The organism is Rhizobium sp. R693, from assembly GCF_002211315.1.
Taxonomy (GTDB): domain Bacteria; phylum Pseudomonadota; class Alphaproteobacteria; order Rhizobiales; family Rhizobiaceae; genus Rhizobium.
This window is the reverse complement of sequence record NZ_LOKY01000003.1, coordinates 144,498-162,801: the sequence shown is the minus strand read 5'-3', so window position 1 is coordinate 162,801 and position 18,304 is coordinate 144,498. Positions and strand designations below refer to the sequence as shown.

16 protein-coding genes are annotated in these 18,304 nt (G+C 58.9%); 3 read left to right on the top strand and 13 right to left on the bottom strand.

The features are described 5' to 3' along the window. Positions 1-5 precede the first annotated feature (5 nt). The 3 genes from pdhA to eno all read right to left on the bottom strand — a co-directional run bounded on the left by pdhA (position 6) and on the right by eno (position 2,935). Positions 6-1,052, bottom strand: a complete 1,047-nt coding sequence (gene pdhA, locus ATY79_RS04915) for a pyruvate dehydrogenase (acetyl-transferring) E1 component subunit alpha (protein WP_088694909.1) — start codon at positions 1,050-1,052, stop codon at positions 6-8. A 146-nt stretch (positions 1,053-1,198) separates the two neighbouring features. Beyond that, positions 1,199-1,519: a septum formation initiator family protein gene (locus tag ATY79_RS04910; protein ID WP_037127727.1), complete on the bottom strand. Its 321-nt coding sequence runs from the start codon at positions 1,517-1,519 to the stop codon at positions 1,199-1,201. Between the two features lie 141 nt (positions 1,520-1,660). Then, complete coding sequence (gene eno, locus ATY79_RS04905; RefSeq protein ID WP_028748139.1) at positions 1,661-2,935, bottom strand: phosphopyruvate hydratase; 1,275 nt, start codon at positions 2,933-2,935, stop codon at positions 1,661-1,663. A 443-nt stretch (positions 2,936-3,378) separates the two neighbouring features. Here eno and ATY79_RS04900 point away from each other — a divergent pair, with 443 nt between their 5' ends. Beyond that, positions 3,379-5,223, top strand: coding sequence for a methyl-accepting chemotaxis protein (locus ATY79_RS04900; RefSeq protein ID WP_088694908.1), 1,845 nt, complete (start codon positions 3,379-3,381; stop codon positions 5,221-5,223). Between the two features lie 24 nt (positions 5,224-5,247). On the opposite strand, the gene kdsA is transcribed toward ATY79_RS04900, so the two are convergent. After that, positions 5,248-6,093, bottom strand: coding sequence for a 3-deoxy-8-phosphooctulonate synthase (kdsA, locus tag ATY79_RS04895; RefSeq protein WP_088694907.1), 846 nt, complete (start codon positions 6,091-6,093; stop codon positions 5,248-5,250). Continuing rightward, positions 6,090-6,974 carry a VOC family protein gene (locus tag ATY79_RS04890; protein ID WP_088694906.1) on the bottom strand — a complete coding sequence of 295 codons (885 nt, stop codon included), beginning with the start codon at positions 6,972-6,974 and terminating at the stop codon, positions 6,090-6,092. Before ATY79_RS04890 ends, kdsA begins: the two co-directional genes overlap by 4 nt. Before the next feature lie 199 nt (positions 6,975-7,173). On the opposite strand from ATY79_RS04890, the gene lexA reads away from it, so the two are divergent. Next, a complete protein-coding gene (gene lexA, locus ATY79_RS04885) occupies positions 7,174-7,890 on the top strand; it encodes a transcriptional repressor LexA (protein WP_088694905.1) in 717 nt (238 codons plus the stop codon). Here the strand turns inward: lexA and ATY79_RS31275 are convergent. Together ATY79_RS31275 and ATY79_RS31270 are read right to left on the bottom strand one after the other, a co-directional pair. Then, entirely contained in the window at positions 7,871-8,164 is a 294-nt protein-coding gene (locus ATY79_RS31275; protein WP_245306926.1) for a hypothetical protein, read from the bottom strand. The genes lexA and ATY79_RS31275 overlap by 20 nt on opposite strands. A 190-nt stretch (positions 8,165-8,354) precedes the next feature. Further along, complete coding sequence (locus tag ATY79_RS31270; RefSeq protein ID WP_245312313.1) at positions 8,355-9,023, bottom strand: ComEC/Rec2 family competence protein; 669 nt, start codon at positions 9,021-9,023, stop codon at positions 8,355-8,357. 1,066 nt (positions 9,024-10,089) lie between these two features. Here ATY79_RS31270 and gltA point away from each other — a divergent pair. After that, positions 10,090-11,379: a citrate synthase gene (gltA, locus tag ATY79_RS04875; RefSeq protein ID WP_088694904.1), complete on the top strand. Its 1,290-nt coding sequence runs from the start codon at positions 10,090-10,092 to the stop codon at positions 11,377-11,379. A 28-nt stretch (positions 11,380-11,407) separates the two neighbouring features. Here gltA and lpxB read toward each other — a convergent pair whose 3' ends face one another. Genes lpxB through bamA form a run of 6 tightly spaced genes read right to left on the bottom strand, consistent with a single transcriptional unit; the run spans position 11,408 to position 18,194 of the window. Next, positions 11,408-12,589 (bottom strand): lipid-A-disaccharide synthase, encoded by a 1,182-nt coding sequence (gene lpxB / locus ATY79_RS04870; protein WP_088694969.1) that lies wholly within the window; start codon positions 12,587-12,589, stop codon positions 11,408-11,410. After that, positions 12,586-13,467, bottom strand: a complete 882-nt coding sequence (locus tag ATY79_RS04865) for an LpxI family protein (RefSeq protein ID WP_189637258.1) — start codon at positions 13,465-13,467, stop codon at positions 12,586-12,588. Before ATY79_RS04865 ends, lpxB begins: the two co-directional genes overlap by 4 nt. Positions 13,468-13,470: 3 nt before the next feature. Then, complete coding sequence (gene lpxA, locus ATY79_RS04860) at positions 13,471-14,289, bottom strand: acyl-ACP--UDP-N-acetylglucosamine O-acyltransferase (RefSeq protein WP_088694902.1); 819 nt, start codon at positions 14,287-14,289, stop codon at positions 13,471-13,473. Next, a complete protein-coding gene (gene fabZ / locus ATY79_RS04855) occupies positions 14,286-14,753 on the bottom strand; it encodes a 3-hydroxyacyl-ACP dehydratase FabZ (RefSeq protein WP_088694901.1) in 468 nt (155 codons plus the stop codon). The genes lpxA and fabZ overlap by 4 nt, the downstream gene beginning before the upstream one ends. Beyond that, positions 14,746-15,807: a UDP-3-O-(3-hydroxymyristoyl)glucosamine N-acyltransferase gene (lpxD, locus tag ATY79_RS04850; RefSeq protein ID WP_088694900.1), complete on the bottom strand. Its 1,062-nt coding sequence runs from the start codon at positions 15,805-15,807 to the stop codon at positions 14,746-14,748. The genes fabZ and lpxD overlap by 8 nt, the downstream gene beginning before the upstream one ends. Before the next feature lie 50 nt (positions 15,808-15,857). After that, complete coding sequence (gene bamA / locus ATY79_RS04845; protein WP_088694968.1) at positions 15,858-18,194, bottom strand: outer membrane protein assembly factor BamA; 2,337 nt, start codon at positions 18,192-18,194, stop codon at positions 15,858-15,860. Positions 18,195-18,304 lie beyond the last annotated feature (110 nt).

Genomic DNA, 18,304 nt, shown 5'->3' with positions numbered 1-18,304 from the left:
CCCGATTAGAGCAGAATGTCAGTGTAGAGCTCGGACGCATCCGGCTCCGGATCGGCCTGGGCAAAGTCGGCGCTGTCTGCAACGATATCGCGGACGTCCTTGTCGATCGCCTTGAGATCGTCTTCAGAGGCCCAGCCTTTTTCGAGCAGGCGCGCGCGCACCTGCTCGATCGGATCCTGCTCCGAGCGCATCTTCTGCACTTCTTCCTTCGTGCGGTACTTCGCAGGGTCGGACATAGAGTGACCGCGGTAACGGTAGGTCAGCATCTCGAGGATGATCGGACCCTTGCCGGAGCGGCAATGCTCAAGCGCTTCGTCGGCAGCAGCCTTGACGGCGCGGACATCCATGCCGTCGACCTGAATGCCGGGGATGCCGAAGCCGGAACCGCGGAGCGAATAGTTCGACTGCGCGGTTGCGCGGGCGGTCGAAGTACCCATGGCGTAACGGTTGTTTTCGACGATGTAGATGATCGGAAGCTTCCAGAGAGCGGCCATGTTGAAGCTCTCGTAGACCTGGCCCTGGTTCGCAGCGCCATCACCGAAGTAGGCGACGGAGACGCTGTCATTACCACGATACTTGTTCGCGAAGGCAAGGCCCGTTCCGAGCGAAACCTGAGCGCCGACGATGCCGTGGCCGCCGTAGAAATGCTTCTCCTTGGAGAACATGTGCATCGAGCCGCCTTTGCCGCGCGAATAACCGCTGCGGCGGCCGGTCAGTTCGGCCATGACGCCACGCGCGCTCATGCCGGTCGCCAGCATATGGCCGTGGTCGCGATAGGCAGTGATAACCTGATCGCCTTCCTTCTGGGCCATCTGCATACCGACAACGACAGCTTCCTGACCGATGTAGAGGTGACAGAAACCGCCAATGAAGCCCATGCCGTAAAGCTGGCCGGCCTTCTCCTCGAAGCGGCGGATCAGCAGCATCTCGCGATAGGCGCTGAGCTCTTCGTCACGCGTGAAATCGGCAACAGGACCACCATTGGATGCCTTGTTTGCCGGCTTTGCGCTAGTTTTACGGCTGGAAACGGTCGCGTTTTTTCGCGGCGCCATTCAACCCTCCCTATGGGTTTGTCGGTTCTCTGGTGGCGCGTACCATAGGGAAGAAATTTCGCCACAGCAATGCCATAAATGCATGGCTCGTATTCACCAGCAAGCCACTGATAAATAACGATTTAATTCGATTAACTGGATTTGGGTTAATTGGAATAATGGTTGAATATGACGATCTCGTCGGCACGAGAAACATTAAGCTGAAGACGCGCTTTTTCGTCCAGCATATCCTTGTCCATAGAACCGTCGCTCAGCAGCGCGACCTGCTTTTCAAGATGCTCGCGCTTGCTTTTCAGAACCGCCAGCTCCCTTTCGCGCGCGATCCGTTGGCGCTCAAACCCTTCGGTTGCCCGCAGACCGTAGTCCCCATGGATGCAATGATAGCCGAAGTAGGAAAGAAAGGCGACCGTCATGGCCGGAACCACGAAACGACCGATCTTTTTCTTCTTGTGATGCTTTGTCCACATAAACACACGCTCGAACGCATTACCTCGATACGTGCGAGACTACCGGGCAGAGATTAACTGTCCGTTGACTATGAAAAATCAGGCAAGAAAAAACCCGCGCCTTTCGAAGGCGCGGGTCTAACTTGCTGAAATCAGACGCGATTAGCCGCGGATGATCGAGCGGCCAGCGTAGCGAGCCTGCGGGCCGAGGCCCTCTTCGATGCGGATCAGCTGGTTGTACTTGGCCAGACGATCGGAGCGCGACAGCGAGCCCGTCTTGATCTGACCACAGTTGGTGGCGACCGCCAGATCGGCAATCGTCGAATCTTCGGTTTCGCCGGAACGGTGCGACATGACGGCTGTGTAGGCAGCCTTGTGCGCGGTGTTGACGGCATCGAGCGTTTCCGTCAGCGAGCCGATCTGGTTGACCTTGATGAGGATCGAATTTGCGACACCCATGCGAATACCGTCGCGCAGGCGAGCCGAGTTGGTGACGAAGAGGTCGTCGCCGACCAGCTGAACCTTCTTGCCAGCGAGATCGGTCAGAGCCTTCCAGCCGTCCCAGTCATCCTCAGCCATGCCATCTTCGATCGAGATGATCGGATACTTGGCTGCAAGCTGAGCAAGGTATTCGGCCATGGCGCCCGGCTCCAGCGTCCGGCCCTCGCCCTCGAGGACATACTTGCCATCCTTGAAGAATTCTGTCGAAGCGCAGTCAAGACCAAGGCTGATGTCGTCGCCCGGCTTGTAGCCGGCTTTCTCGATCGACTTCATAATGAAGTCGAGGGCCTCAGGCGCACTCTTCAGGCCCGGCGCGAAGCCGCCTTCGTCACCGACGTTGGTGTTGTGACCCTGGGCCGACAATTCCTTCTTGAGGACGTGGAATACTTCCGAGCCCATGCGAACAGCTTCGCGAATGGAATCGGCGCCAACAGGCATGATCATGAATTCCTGGAAGTCGATCGGATTGTCGGCATGCGCGCCGCCGTTGATGATGTTCATCATCGGAACCGGCAGCAGGTGAGCGCTGGCGCCACCAACGTAACGGTAGAGCGGCAGACCGGCGGCCTGCGCAGCGGCCTTGGCCACGGCGAGCGAAACGCCGAGGATGGCGTTGGCACCGAGACGCGACTTATTCGGCGTGCCATCCAATTCGATCATGATGTTGTCGATCTGGATCTGATTTTCGGCATCGATACCGCCGATCGCGTCGAAGATTTCGGTGTTGGCGGCCTCGACGGCCTTCTCAACGCCCTTGCCGAGATAGCGCTTGCCGCCATCGCGCACTTCGACGGCCTCGTGAGCACCGGTCGAAGCGCCCGACGGCACCGCCGCACGGCCCATGCTGCCGTCTTCGAGATAGACATCGACTTCGACGGTCGGATTGCCACGGCTGTCGAGAATCTCGCGGGCGATAATGTCGGTAATTGCAGTCATCGGTTCTTCCTGCTCGGTGGGTGATAACGTTCGAAGCCTGTTTAATCGAAGGTACGCAAATTACAATGCCGCACTGACGACACACGGCATGTCACGGCCCTATAGCGCGAATATGTCAAGCTTTTGAAGCGGCGCGCCGTTCCGCCAATCCGTGAGGAACGAAATGTTTCCAGTATTTCAAAACCTCAAGTTTTGAAAACAGAGATTATTACTCTCAAGTTGGTTGAAATTTATCGGTCAGTAACCAATCAAACCTATAGTTAACGCTTGATGAGGAAATACTGCCCGCTCTTCGACGGACAGTATTGCATGATGCGCCTCCTCATGCGGTCCAACCCCGCCTACCAATGTAACCAGACCGTCGCCGTTACGGTTCGCTCGGAAATTCCAAGAATAGGTTTTAGCAACGACATTTTTCGCCATTAAAATTCACGGGGCATAGGATGAAACTCAACATTGCACGTAGCCTTGCCATCTTCGCGGCAGTCGTCACCGCGGGGCTTGTCGCTTCAATCGGCATACAGAATTATGCCTTCAACAAGTTGCGCGTGAACGGCGAGATGTACAAGCAGATCGTCTATGGGAAGGATCTCGTAGCCGATATTTTGCCGCCGCCCCTCTACGTCGTTGAGTCCTACATGCTCGCGCTCGAAGCGGTACAGCGCCCGGAGGTTGCTCGGAAGAACATCGACCGCATCCAAAGTGTCCTGATTCCCGCTTATGAGGACCGCCGTAAATATTGGCAGGCGACGGCGCTCAGCGCCGACCTCAAGGAAAAACTGCTGAACGATGTCCTCGTCAAAGGCGATTTGTTCTGGAAGGTGATGCAGGACGAACTTGCCCCTGCCATTCTCAACAACGACACCGCCGTTATCCGGACTGCTTTCGAGAAACTCGCGACTAATTTCCATGTCCACGAAAAGGCAGTCAACGAACTGGTCGATATGGCGAACGCCTTCTCGGCCCAGGCCGAAAAGGACGCTGCCGAGCAGACACACCTCCTCTCGACGATCACGTTTGCATCTGCTGCCGTCTCGCTTTGCCTGCTTCTTGGCGGCCTTTATGTCTTCCGCCGGCGCGCCATCGTGCCGCTGTCGGCGATGCGTGATTACATGACGGTCCTTGCCGGCGGTGACTATTCGAAGGATGTACCCTTCAGCGGCCGCGCCGACGAGATCGGCGAGATGGCACGCGCCGTCACCGTCTTCCGCGAATCTGCTCAAGAGCGAAACAACATCCGCCAGCGCCAGGACGCCGAGCGCCAAGCTCAAACGCTGCGCGATGCGGCGCATGCCGCCGTCAAGGCAGACGAGGAGGCCGCGCGCGAGCGCGTGATCGTGGACCTCGGCCGTGGCTTGGAACGCCTCTCCGGTGGCGATCTCACCGTACAGCTCAGCGAGCCCTTCGAGTCAGCCTACGAGAAGCTTCGCGAACAGTTCAACTCGAGCGTCCGCACGCTTTCCGGCGCGATGAAGGACATTGCAATCGCGACGAATGCGGTAAAGATCGGCTCCGGCGAAATTTCATCAAGCACTGAAGATCTGGCGCGGCGAACGGAACATCAAGCAGCCTCGCTCGAACAGGCCGCTTCCGCGCTCGACCAAATCACCGTGACCGTCAAGAACTCGTCGGAACGCGCGAATGAAGCGAATGCGATGATGACGGCGACCAAGGAAAGCGCCAGCTATTCGGCAACCGTCGTACACGAGGCGGTGGCTGCGATGGAGAAGATCGAAACGTCGTCCGCGCAGATTGGCGCGATCATCAATGTCATCGATGAAATCGCCTTCCAGACCAACCTGCTTGCGCTCAATGCCGGGGTGGAAGCCGCCCGTGCAGGTGAGGCCGGCAAGGGCTTTGCCGTCGTGGCACAGGAGGTGCGCGATCTGGCGGGCCGCTCTGCCAATCTGGCGAAGGAAATCAAACAGTTGATCGAGACCTCTTCCGGTCAGGTTTCGACCGGCGTTGCCTTGGTCAACCGCACCGGCGAAGCCCTAAACCATATCGATCAGCAGGTCCTGAAGGTGACGGCGCTGATAGAGGCGATCGTGCGTTCCTCTTCCGAACAGACGACCGCCCTCGTCGAAGTCAACGCCGCGGTCAACACCATGGACAGCGTCACGCAACAGAACGCAGCGATGGCCGAGGAAACGAGTGCGGCCTGCCGCGAGCTTGGCGACGAGACAGCACACCTCAATCACCTGCTCTCCCGCTTCGTCCTCGAGAATGCAACGAGGGCCGCGGCATCGGGATACTCTTCAAACCAAAGGATCGCGCTCGCCAGCTGATGGCGAGCATCCTCCGCTCGCCCTTCAAGCCAGTTTGGCAATCGCGTCGAAGGCGAGGAGTTTTTCCAGCAGCCGCGGCATATCCTTGAGGTATACCATGTTCGGGCCATCAGACGGCGCGTTGTCCGGATCTTCGTGTGTCTCGACGAATACACCTGCGACGCCGACTGCAACGGCAGCGCGCGCGAGAGTTTCGACAAACTCGCGCTGACCACCGCTGGAACCGCCTTGCCCGCCCGGTTGCTGGACTGAATGCGTCGCATCGAAAACAACCGGAGCGCCCATCGCCGCCATGATTGGCAGCGAACGCATGTCCGATACGAGCGTGTTGTAGCCGAAGGAGGCCCCGCGCTCGCACAGGAGAATATTCGGGTTGCCTGTCGAGTTCAGCTTGTTGAGGACATTCTTCATGTCCCAAGGCGCCAGGAACTGCCCCTTCTTGACGTTGATGGCTCGGCCGGTTTTGGCGGCAGCCACGAGCAGGTCCGTCTGGCGGCTGAGGAAGGCAGGAATCTGCAGGATGTCGACGACGGTTGCCACCTCGGCGCACTGCTCTTCCGTATGGATGTCAGTCAGAACAGGAAAACCGTATTCCTTCTTAAGATCGGAAAAGACCTCCAGAGCCTTTTCAAGGCCGATGCCTCGCTGGGCCGAGAGCGACGTCCGGTTGGCTTTGTCGAAGGACGACTTATAAACGAGACCAAGACCAAGCTTGTCGCAGAGTTCCTTAAGCACGCCCGCGACCATGAATGCATGGTCACGGCTCTCCATTTGACACGGGCCGGCAATCAGCGACAGCCTGCCGATATTCGAAAAGGTGACACGGTCGGCGCCTTGGCCAACCACGACTTCGGAATTTGTCTGGCTCATCGTTTCTCCTCGAAGGCGAAGAGCGCACCCTGCCCGGGCGCCGCCTTCACCAGAATTCGATTGTTCTTGCGCGTGTAGGTCATCCCGTTAGCAGCCAAATGCGCTTCTGTCACGGCGAGATCACTGACCGTGAAAACAATGGCGACGCCACGCAGGCCGCGATCGTTTGAGGGTGCGGGAATGTCGAAGTAGGCATCCAATCCATCTGGAGAGAGAACGCTCACTTTGGCGTTCGGAGTTGTAACACTCGCGCCAAAGGCCTCGTTAGTCACCGTGAGGCTGTGCGCCGCGGCGCGCACAAATGGTGCAAAAGCCTTTGGGTCCCGCGCGCCAAGAATGATCTCCGCGATTCCTTTGACGCCGTTCACATGGGTTTGCAGCGTCCTTCGATCAGACGGCAGCGGATTGACGCGTTGGCATGTGAAAAAGAAAAAGTCCGGAGCTCGCAGATCGACCGCGAACGCGAGCTTGAACGCGGCGGTTGCCTGAGAACCGTCGGGCAGTCTCATCGGTCGCTCGAACTGCAGCATCTCGCCACCGTTGATCTTTTCGGCAAGGAATCTGGCATGGTCGCGGTCGGCATCGGCGGTCGCGAAGACCGCCGCGGAGAACCCATCATCCCCGCATCGAAACCGAAAAGCGCGGTCACGCGCGGTAAAGACATTGCCTTTCTTCGCTGACGCCTCATACGGTTCTGCGCTGGCGACCGCGAGCGGCTCCAGGTAAGTTTCGTCGGCGAAGAATATGCAGGCGTTCTCGGTTCCAAAAGGATGCCGGGCATCGGGCGCGACGGTGAATCCGAGTTTTCCGAGACGCTCGCGGGCAAGTACAATATTGGAGACCGGCAGCACGATGTGGTCCAGCGGATGTGCTTCGCTCATGGCAAACTCCCGGGAATTTGCGAAGATGTGCGCCGGGCAAGGGAACAATGCAACCCCCTTCTGCGCTTTCGCTCAAAAGCAACGCAAAAACTGAACAAGTTGCAGGCAAGTTTTACGAAAATTTAGGTACTTGCGGAACACATATGGAACATATAGTGTCTGTTCTGGCTTTGTTTCACGACTCTGGGGTTCAACTTCGATGCTGACGCGCAAGCAACAGGAGCTTCTTCTCTTCATTCACGAACGAATGAAGGAGTCCGGTGTCCCCCCGTCTTTTGACGAAATGAAAGACGCCTTGGACCTCGCGTCGAAGTCCGGCATCCACCGGCTAATTACTGCTCTGGAAGAACGTGGTTTCATTCGTCGACTGCCGAATCGAGCCCGCGCCCTGGAGGTCATCAAGCTTCCTGAAGCCTACAATCCGAGCTTGCAGCCCCGCCGCGGCTTTTCGCCGAGCGTCATCGAAGGCAGCCTCGGAAAGCCACAGCCGGTCGCGCCGCCGAAGCCGGCTGCACAAGCCGACAACGGCAATTCCGCCTCCGTGCCAGTCATGGGACGGATCGCCGCGGGCGTGCCGATTTCGGCAATCCAGAACATTACCCACGACATCACTGTTCCAGCCGACATGCTTGGCCCGGGCGAACACTATGCGCTTGAGGTCAAGGGCGACTCGATGATCGAAGCCGGCATCTTTGATGGCGACACGGTGATCATCCGCAACGCCAGCACTGCAAATGCCGGCGACATCGTTGTCGCACTTGTCGATGACGAGGAAGCAACCCTTAAGCGCTTCCGCCGCAAAGGCGCTTCCATTGCGCTTGAGGCCGCGAACCCGGCTTATGAAACGCGTATTTTCGGGCCTGACCGTGTCAAGGTTCAGGGCAAGCTCGTCGGCCTCATTCGCCGTTATCATTGAAGACAGGCGGCTCACCGTCGAAGGTGCCGCTCCGCCAGTTGTATGCCCGATGCCGCATCCAAGGGCGGTCAAGTGTGGTGTAGGCCGTCGTTACCACGGGTACACCCTGGTCATCTATCCTTATCTCAGCAGCGCCCGAATGACGCAGGGTTTCGCCGGTGAACAGAAGCGCGCCCGACCGGCATGCCGTCGCCCGCAGGCGAGCGGGCGTTACGACGATATCAGCTGTATCACAGGCAGTGCCGAAATAAGCGAGATTTTCGACGATTGTCACGATGTAGCCGCATGCGGGGCAGTGCACCAGGCGCCTTTCAGGCAGACGAAGCGGTTCCCAGCGCCCGTCGCAGCCTGACGTAGCGCGTTGCGAGCGTTACGCAATTCCGTTGCTGAGAGCCGTGGAGCTTCCCCTTTACTTCTCCGCTGACGAACAGGGCCGACGCCTTCCAATAGTTGCGGTGGCTGGCTTAACTCCGCCGCGAGCGCCCTTCGCCATTGATCGAAGACGAAGTCAGGCGGATGGGGTCGATTGGATTGCAAGGACCTGCCCTTTGACAATCGCGACAAATGCTGCCGTCCTCGGCCATGACAATTTCGCGGGGGCGGTCTGGACGGCGCCAATGCCACAATGGCGCCAACGCGATCACGGCAGCGCCGAGATAGCGGAGCTTGGTTCGCAGAGGGGCAAGCGAGAGGAAGCCCGCGACCGCCACAGGAAAGTACCAACCCGGCAATCGTCCCATATCGACGTTGCCACCCCAGCCCGAGACCGTCTTGGCAATGGCGATCACGATGTCGAGCCCGAAGCCCGCGATTTTCCAGGGAATAACATCGAGGCCAAACGGCGTCAGCAACATCGCGAACATCCCCATTGGCATTACCACAAAAGAGATCACCGGCATGGCCATGAGATTTGCGGGTAGTCCGTAAGCGCTGAGCCGGTGGAAGTGCTCGACGGCAAAGAGCGCCGTCGAGAAGCCGCCGATCATCGAGGTCAGCAAGATGCCCCCAAAGAAGCGAGCGACAAAAACGATGGGCTTCACTGCGGCGACCTGCAGCAGAGGGTGTTCGCGCGCGCTTCTCTTCGACCAGATCGCGTAACCGGCGACAAGGGCGAGCGTCGCTGCAAATGACATCTGGAAGCTCGGTCCCAGCGCCTCGGACGGAGACAGGAGCAAATCCGTTCGCGCCGATCCCGTCGAAATAGGCGCTGAAAGCAAAATCGTTGATCTCGGGGGGCGCGGGTCCGGCAGGCGGCGTCAGCCGCGCGCGACCCGTCAACCACGCACCGATGCCGATTGGTTCCGCCTGCCCGCGCGACGACGGAAACCCGCTCAGGTGGCCGCCTTATCTCGGGTGACTGCGTCGATGAGACGGCGAGGATGTAGCGCCACCGGCCACGGCCGTCCCCCTCGCGGCGCTCGACGCGCCCCGTAGTTGTGGTCGTCACGGCTGTGTCCAGTATAACGGTCGCTCCAAGTTTCGAACTGGCCCGCGAACATCCCGCGACGCAGAGCAAGCCCCCCAATGGGGCATTTCGGACAAGTCGGCGTCCTCGCCCTGCCGCCAGCACGACAAGGGCGAATGCCGCAAACCAGGCCACCATCCGTAGCTCCGGCAGGTCGCTTTCAAGTTCGAACCAGAGCACCGCGCCTGCCCCCAGGAAGACCGGCGAAAACAGGAAGAACCGCCCATGTTCCATTTCCGTTGCTGCGGCGTGTCGAAGCCACGCGGAGCAACAGTCCGTCGCAGTCATAATCCGAGTTGGCCACGGCAAGAACGATTGAGTGCGGAAAATGAGCGGCATTCCGGAGTAGCTTGCGGAACAAGAAAAGAAGGTTCTTCCGCGCGCTCAAACGCATCCGCGCCGGGTGCGACCTCCCTCACCTTGAATGGCTTCAACCCCGGCATGCATTGCGCCCAAAAACAGCCGCCCCTACAACCAGAATGCAAGCTCGATGGCTTCTAAGCAAGGATAATCGATTGAAATCTGAAGGAAAATCGGAAGTGAGAAAAGCCAAGGATAATCATCAGCTTCTGCTATGCGCGGCGCTCATCGCAGCAGTGCCCAAAAGTTGATACTGCGATGCACAAAATGGCGCCGCGGTAACTTGGCATTAGGCGCGCGATCATATAGCTATCGTCGACGACGCTTAACCTATGGCGCTTTTATGGCGCCAACCGCCAGTTTGGAGGATCAGAATGACGGAACAAAGCGCAACACTGAAAATCGGTGACAAATCAGTCGATCTCGCTGTCAAGAGCGGCACGATCGGTCCTGACGTCATCGATATCGGCGCCCTGTACAAGAACACGGCTTCCTTCACGTACGATCCTGGTTTCACCTCGACCGCATCCTGTGAATCGAAAATCACCTACATCGACGGCGACGCCGGTGTGCTTCTGCATCGCGGCTATCCGATCGAGCAACTCGCCGAGCACGGCGACTTCCTCGAAGTCTGCTATCTGCTTCTCTACGGCGAACTGCCGACCGCAGCCCAGAAGAAGGATTTCGACTATCGCGTCACGCATCATACGATGGTGCATGAGCAGATGAGCCGGTTCTTCACGGGCTTCCGCCGCGATGCGCATCCGATGGCTGTCATGTGCGGCTGTGTCGGCGCGCTGTCGGCCTTCTACCATGACTCCACCGACATCACGGATCCGCATCAGCGTATGGTCGCAAGCCTGCGTATGATCGCCAAGATGCCGACGCTGGCCGCCATGGCCTACAAGTACCACATTGGCCAGCCCTTCGTTTACCCGAAGAACGACCTCGACTACGCCTCGAACTTCCTGCGCATGTGCTTTGCAGTTCCCTGCGAGGAGTATGTGGTCAATCCGGTGCTGTCGCGCGCGATGGACCGCATCTTCATCCTGCACGCCGACCACGAGCAGAACGCGTCGACCTCGACCGTCCGCCTCGCAGGCTCTTCGGGTGCAAACCCGTTTGCCTGCATCGCTGCCGGCATTGCATGCCTCTGGGGCCCAGCTCACGGCGGCGCCAATGAAGCAGCGCTCAACATGTTGACCGAGATCGGCACTGTCGACCGCATTCCGGAATACATCGCGCGCGCCAAGGACAAGAGCGATCCGTTCCGTCTGATGGGCTTCGGTCATCGTGTCTACAAGCACTACGATCCGCGCGCCAAGATCATGCAGAAGACGACGCATGAGGTTCTCGGCGAGCTCGGTGTCAAGGACGATCCTCTGCTCGAGGTCGCGATGGAACTCGAACGCATCGCACTGACCGATGAATACTTCATCGAGAAGAAGCTCTATCCGAACATCGACTTCTATTCCGGCATCACGCTGAAGGCCCTGGGCTTCCCCACGACCATGTTCACCGTGCTGTTTGCTCTCGCCCGTACGGTCGGCTGGATTGCCCAGTGGAACGAAATGATCGAAGATCCGGAACAGCGTATCGGCCGCCCGCGCCAGCTCTATATCGGCGAGCCGCAGCGCGACTACGTGCCGGTTTCCAAGCGCTAATCAGCGACAGCAAAAAGCAAAAGCCCGGTCAGAAATGACCGGGCTTTTTCTTTTGAAGGATGTCGAGAACAATCTCGGCCGCGTGTTCTCCCGGCGGCTTTTCCGTCTGCATCCTCTGCCAGAGGACGTCATACCCCTCCATCATTGCCTGCCGAGGCAAGGTGTCTACCGAGAGCTTCTCCATCCAGCGCGCAAAGCTGCCGCCTCGGACAACGTCGTTGATATATTCGGGCACAACAGCGTAATCCGCGATCAGGTTCGGAAGAGCCGCGCTCCACGTTTTGATCTTGCTGGTCATAAGCTTGATGATCCAGTCGGTCTTGTACGCAGAGATGCAGGGAACCCCGGTCAGCGCCAGCTCGAGCACAACGGTCCCCGACGCCGCCATGGCCGCATCCGCTTCCGTGAAAGCCCGCCACTTCGCCTCCGCTCCCGTCACGATCTCCGGCTTGGTGGTCCAATCCTTCACGAGATCCCGGATCATGGATTCGCGGCGCGGCATCGTCGGCAAAATGAAGCGCATCTCGCCGTTACGTGCCACCAGCTCGTGCACGGCATCGCCAAAGTGCGGCAGCAGCTTGGTGATCTCGGACGAGCGCGAACCGGGCAGCAACATCACTGTCTTCCGGTCAGCCGGGCCTCGCGGTTTCGTCTGGGCGCGCTGGCCGCGGGCGTATAGCAGGTTCTGATCAGCAGTCAGGCGGTGGCCAACGTAGGTTGTCGGCGGGCCGCCCAGCCTGTGCATGACTTCCGGCTCGAATGGCAAGACAGCCAGCACATGGTCGACATAGGCGAGCATGCGCTGTGCGCGGTATTCCTTCCACGCCCAAACGCTCGGGCAAACATAATTGACAACAGGCAGGTCGGGCAGCGCCGTGCGCACACGCTTGGCGACCCTATGGGTGAAGTCCGGACTATCAACGATAATAAGCACATCGGGCTTGGCGGCGATGATTGCCGACGCCGTCTCGCCAATCCGCCGAACCAGCCGAGGCAGCTTCGAAAGCACCTGCGTGATGCCCATGACCTGCAGCTCGGAGAAATCGAAAAGCGAGCACAGACCCTGCGCCTCCAGTCCCTCGCCGCCGACCCCTCTCAGGTCCACGTCGCCCGGAAATTGCCGCTTCAGGGCTGCAATCAGGTCCGCGCCCAGAAGGTCGCCCGAAACCTCTCCAACGACGATAGCAACTTTCAGTGCCGCCTCGCTCACGCCAGCCCCCAGGATGGCAATCCCCTGTCCAATCCACACACGAAGATACCGGCTTCATCCGCAGCCTTTATGACAGCGTTTCGCTCCAGGACGAGTGAGCGGCCCGCTTCAACAGCCACGCCGGCCAGCCCCGCCTTCTGTAGGTTCTCGATCGTCGAAATACCGATCGATGGCAGGTCCGCGCGGATATCCTGCTGCGGCTTGCAGAGTTTCACGAGCACGCCACGGCGGCGCGCGGAAATTCGCCCAGCCGAGCGCAGATTAGCGACGCGATCCAACATGCTGTCCGTGCCCTCCACTCCTTCGAGCGCGACAATGCGGCCACCAACCGCAACAGCCCCCTGACCGACGTCCAGCCTACCGAGCGCATCCGCCGCTTCTGCGGCTCGCGCGATGTCCTTTATATCATCCGCGCTTGGGCGAATGGCACTCAGCGGACCGACGGACGCAAGCAGATCGGGTGCGATCTCGTGCGCACCAACGACCCGACGTCCATTCTCCTCGATCAAGGTAATGACCATCCGCAACACCGTATCGTCGCCGCCAGCAAGCAGCGTGCGAATTGTCGACGGCAGTTTCACGAGCGTTTTCAACGTCGGCCTGACTTCGCGCCACTCCGGACGCCGGCGTACGCCGCCTGACATTACGACGCGGTCTATGCCGTTGTTTTCAAAGATCCGATGGAGAGCAGCGAAATCGCCGACGCCGATGACCGCGTGGTCGAAGCCGTCCCAGGACCGGTCGGCCTCGTCTTTCAGAGCGATAATGAAGGGGTTCTCGCCTGCGTCTCGCGCCGCGGTGGCGACATGAGACGGTAGAAGACCGCTGCCCGCGATAATTGCCAAGCGGCCTTTTGCCATGTCACCCGCGAGAGCCAAGCATCACCCTTTCTGTCCCCTGGTCGGAGAGGAAAGAGCACGATCGCTTTCAGCGGCGATGAAGTCGAGAATCTGAATGACCTGCTCGCAATCGGCATATTCGTCCCGGATCGCGGCGGCGTTGTCACGGATCGAACCGTCGCCCTCGAAGATCGCCTTGTAGGCGCGCCGCACGGTATGGATCGTCGCCCGATCAACGCCAGCGCGGGTCATGCCAACGACGTTCAGGCCACTCAGAAGACCGGGATTGCCATTCAGCATGCCATAGGGAATGACGTCGTAGCTGACGGCAGAAAGGCCGCCGACAAAGGCCTGCCGGCCGACACGCGTGAACTGATGCACGGCACAGCCGCCACCGAGAATGACGCGATCCTCGATCGTCACGTGGCCGGCGAGCATCACATTGTTGGACATGATGACGTTGTTTCCGACCCGGCAATCATGGGCGATATGCGAATTCGCCAGGAAGAGGTTGTTATTGCCGACAATCGTCTGGCCACCAAAGTCGGCGGTACCCGTATTGACCGTCACGCCTTCGCGGAACGTGCAGTTATCGCCGACCCTCAAGGTCGTCTCTTCGCCGCCATGATGAACACTCTGCGGATCGCCGCCGATCACGGCCATCGGGAAAACGCGGCATCCCTTACCTAGCGTCGTCCTGCCGGAGACAACCGAATGCGCAAGCAGTTCCACGTTATCACCCAGCACGACCTTCGGCCCAACGTGGCAGAAAGGGCCGATCTTGACGTTCTCGCCGATCACGGCGCCGTCTTCGACAACCGCCATCGCGTGAATGCTGGCGCTGGCTGCAATGGTGCTCATGCCTGATCCTTGCGAACGATCATCGCGCCGATGTCAGCTTCGGCGACAAGCGCTCCATCAACCTTGGCATCGCAATGGAACTTCCAGATATTACCGCGCTGCTTCTGTTTCTTCACGTGATATTCGACACGGTCGCCGGGAACGACTGGCTTGCGGAAGCGCGCGTTGTCGATCGTCATGAAGTAGACCAGATTCCCAGTCTCGCCTTGCTTTTTGGCGCAGATCGCGCCGGCCGTCTGCGCCATGCCCTCGATGAGCAACACACCCGGCATGATCGGCGACTCCGGAAAATGACCGGTGAAATGCGGTTCGTTTGCCGTCACGTTCTTGATACCGATCGCGGATTCGTCGCCGTCGATATCGATGATCCGGTCCACAAGCAGGAACGGATAACGATGTGGCAGCAGCTTCATAATCTCAATGATATCTGCCGAAGAGAGCGAAGTCTTGGCTTCCTCAGTCATTCTTTTCTCCCGTTTTCTTGCCGCCCGTTGATCGCGCCAAAATCGCTGCGGTCTCTCGCAGAAAATCGTTGATGGGGCGCGCGGGCACACCACCGTAGCGTTCGCCGGCGGGTATGTCTCCGATCACGCCGCTCTTCGCGGCGATCTGCACTCCGTCACCGATCTTGATATGTCCGTTCAGTCCAGCCTGCCCGCCGATCTGCACGCCATCGCCAAGCACGGTGCTGCCGGCAATGCCGACCTGCGAAACGATGGCGCAATGGCGCCCAATGCGGCAATTATGGCCGATCTGGACCTGGTTATCGATCTTCGTGCCTTCGCCGATGACCGTATCGTCCATCGCACCACGGTCAATCGTCGTATTGGCGCCGATCTCGACGTGATCCTGGATGATAACCCGACCGATCTGAACGATCTTGATCATTCCGCGCGGACCCGGAGCATAGCCAAAACCATCCTGGCCGATGCGCGCGCCGTTATGGATGATAACGCCGTTGCCGACGAGTGCGCACAGCACGCTCGCGCCAGCCGCGATCGTACAATTGCGGCCGATCTTCACATTTGGACCGACGATGGCGCCGGCTCCGATGTGCGTGCCCTCGCCGATCTCCGCATGCGCGCCGATGATCGCGAATGGCTCGACCGAAACCCTGGCTTCCAGACGCGCCGTCTTATCGACGACCGCGCGATCCGAGACGCCAGCCCCTTCGGACAGCAGCGCCTCCGGCCGAAGTGCCTTCGGATGGAGATAACCGCCCGCCATTGCAAAGGCCGCATGAGCATTCTTCGAAATCAGCACAGGCAGATGCTCGGGCACCAGCGATCGCAGTCCGGCAGTGCAAAGCACAGCAGATGCCGCACAGGTCGCGAGCTCGTCCTTGCTCTTTTTCGACATGATGTAACAGAGATCGCCCGCTTTCGCCCGATTTACGGGCGAAACGGAGCGGATCACAACATCTGCATCTTTGGGGTCAGCAAGCTCTGCCCCAAGATACTGCGCCAACTCCGAGAGTTTCACGCCATCATGGGGCAGAAAAAAGCCATTTTGCTCCATCGGCAAATCTCCAGAACGGAATTCGGTTTTACGGTTCCGGACTGCCGATATCAGAATTGGTTGTTTATGCCAAACTTGAAGTTCTGAGTTTTGTCAAAGTCTTCCTTGACGACCGGGATCGCGTAGTCGACGCGCAGGGTACCAAACGGCGATGCCCACATAAGACCAACACCGACGGACGCGCGAAGCGATGCGTCCTCACCGTTCACACTGTCGCCAAGCGGATCGACGTCATTGCCAAACAGCGTGCCAGCATCGGCAAACAAGGCGCCGCGCAGGCCGAAGTCGCGCGGGAATGCCGGAAGCGGGAAGGTCGCTTCAGCCGACACCGTAAAGTAGGTCGTGCCACCGAGCGGGTCGTCGTTAGAGCCGGCAATGCGCGGGCCAATCCCCTTGTTCTCAAAGCCTCTGATATCGCCGTTGGTCAGCGTGAACTGGTCAAAGACATTCAGATGCTTGTCGAAGCCGACGACGTAACCTGCCGAACCCGCAAGCGAACCGATGATATCAGCATCATCTGCCAGCAGGTGATAATAGCGTGCCTTGCCGTAGATCTTATAGAACTGCGAGTCACCGCCGAGGCCGGCAATTTCCTGCGTCACGCTCGCATAGATGCCTTCGCGAGGCAGCGTCATATCGTCAAGCGTGTTGTAGGTCAGCGTCTGCGAAATGGACGACTTTACCCACGGGCTGTCTTCGACAAGATGCTGGTAAGGCGCAGACAGATCACTCAGCGATCCCGAAGGATCGTATTTCATCTGCTTATAGTTGTAACGGAACGTCGTTGCCAGATCTTCCGTGATCGGCGCCGTCGCACGCAGCACACCACTGTTTTCTTCGTAGTCGTAGTTGTCGTTGCTCGACGTCTCGCTGTGGTTCAGATCGAAACCGACGGCCAGACGATAGCCCAAGAAGTAGGGCTCGGTGAAGTTCAAGCCGTAGGTTCTGGAGCCCTCTTGGCCGCCACCAGCACTGACCTTGATGTACTGACCGCGACCCAGGAAGTTCTTTTCTTCAACCGAGGCTTCGAGGATCAGACCATCGCCGCCCGCAGCATAGCCCGCGCCAATACCGAACGAGCCGGTGGCCTGATCCTGCACATCAACAACGACGACGACGCGATCCGGCGAACTGCCAGGCTGCGTCGAGATGTTGACCGACGAGAAATAGCCGAGAGCTTCGAGGCGGCGCTTTGCGCGCGTGATCATCTGCTGATTGAACGCGTCGCCTTCGCTCATGTCGAACTCGCGACGGATAACGAAGTCGCGCGTACGGCTGTTCCCACGGATTTCAATACGCTCGACGTAGGCGCGCTCACCCTGATCGACCAGGTATTCGACGCCAATCGTGTTGTTGCCCAGATCGCGATTGCCGCGCGGCGTTACGCGCGCAAATGGATAGCCAGCGGAAGCCACCTGATCGGAGATCGCCTCCATGGACTTCTGGACTTCCTTGGCGCTGTAGACCTGGCCTTCGCGCGTGCGAACCAGCCCCTGCAGCTGCGTCGAATCGATGCCGGGAACGGTCGACTGCACAGTTATGGCACCAAAATCATAGCGCGGGCCTTCTTCGATGTTGAAGGTCAGCGTGTATTTGTTCGTTGCCTCGTCGAACGCCGCATCCGACGAAATGATACGGAAGTCGGCATATCCGCGATTGTAATAGAACTGACGCAGCGCCTCTTCGTCGGCGCGCAGCTTATCTTCGTTGTAGACGTCCTTGCGGGTCAGGAACGACAGAAAGTTGGAGCGCTTCGTGTTGATGACCGAAGAGAGACGGCCCGAGCTGTAGGCGTTGTTGCCCACGAAATTAATAGCGGCAATCTTGGTGCGATCACCTTCGTCGATGACGAAAGCCAGATTCACACGTCCCTCGCCGAGGGGCACGACCTGCGTGGTTACCTGGACCTCACTGCGACCGGTCGCGGCGTACGCATCCTTGATCGCTTGAATGTCCGACTGGATCTGCGCGTCGTTGAAAGGTCCGGCCGCATGCGTCTTCACGACAGCAGCAAGCTTGTCGTCCTTGATCTTGCGGTTGCCGTTGAAGACGACCTGGTTGATGAGCTGCGCTTCCTGGACGGAAACAACCAGCGTGCCGCCAGAGACGGAAATCTTCACGTCAGAGAAATAGCCAGTGTCGTAAAGCTGCTTCACCGAGTCATCGATATCGGTATTGGAGAAGCTCTTGCCAGGCTGGATTGTAAGGTTTGAGCGGACGGCCTCAGCGCCGACACGGCTGGCACCACGCACATCAATACGCTGAATAACTGCAGCTTCTGCCGTCGTTGCCGAGACGAAAACCGTTGCACCTGCCCCCGAAGCAACAATACCTGCAGACAGCGCAACCGCCGATACTGCGTTCAAAAATCTTGAACCAGCCTTCATTTCACCCATTACCTTTTTTCTCGTCCCCGGCTTCAGGCGTCCCCCGATTCCGGCCACGTGTGTCGTTTTACCCGCTTTTGACATACAAGCAAGGGAGCAAGTTAATTTCT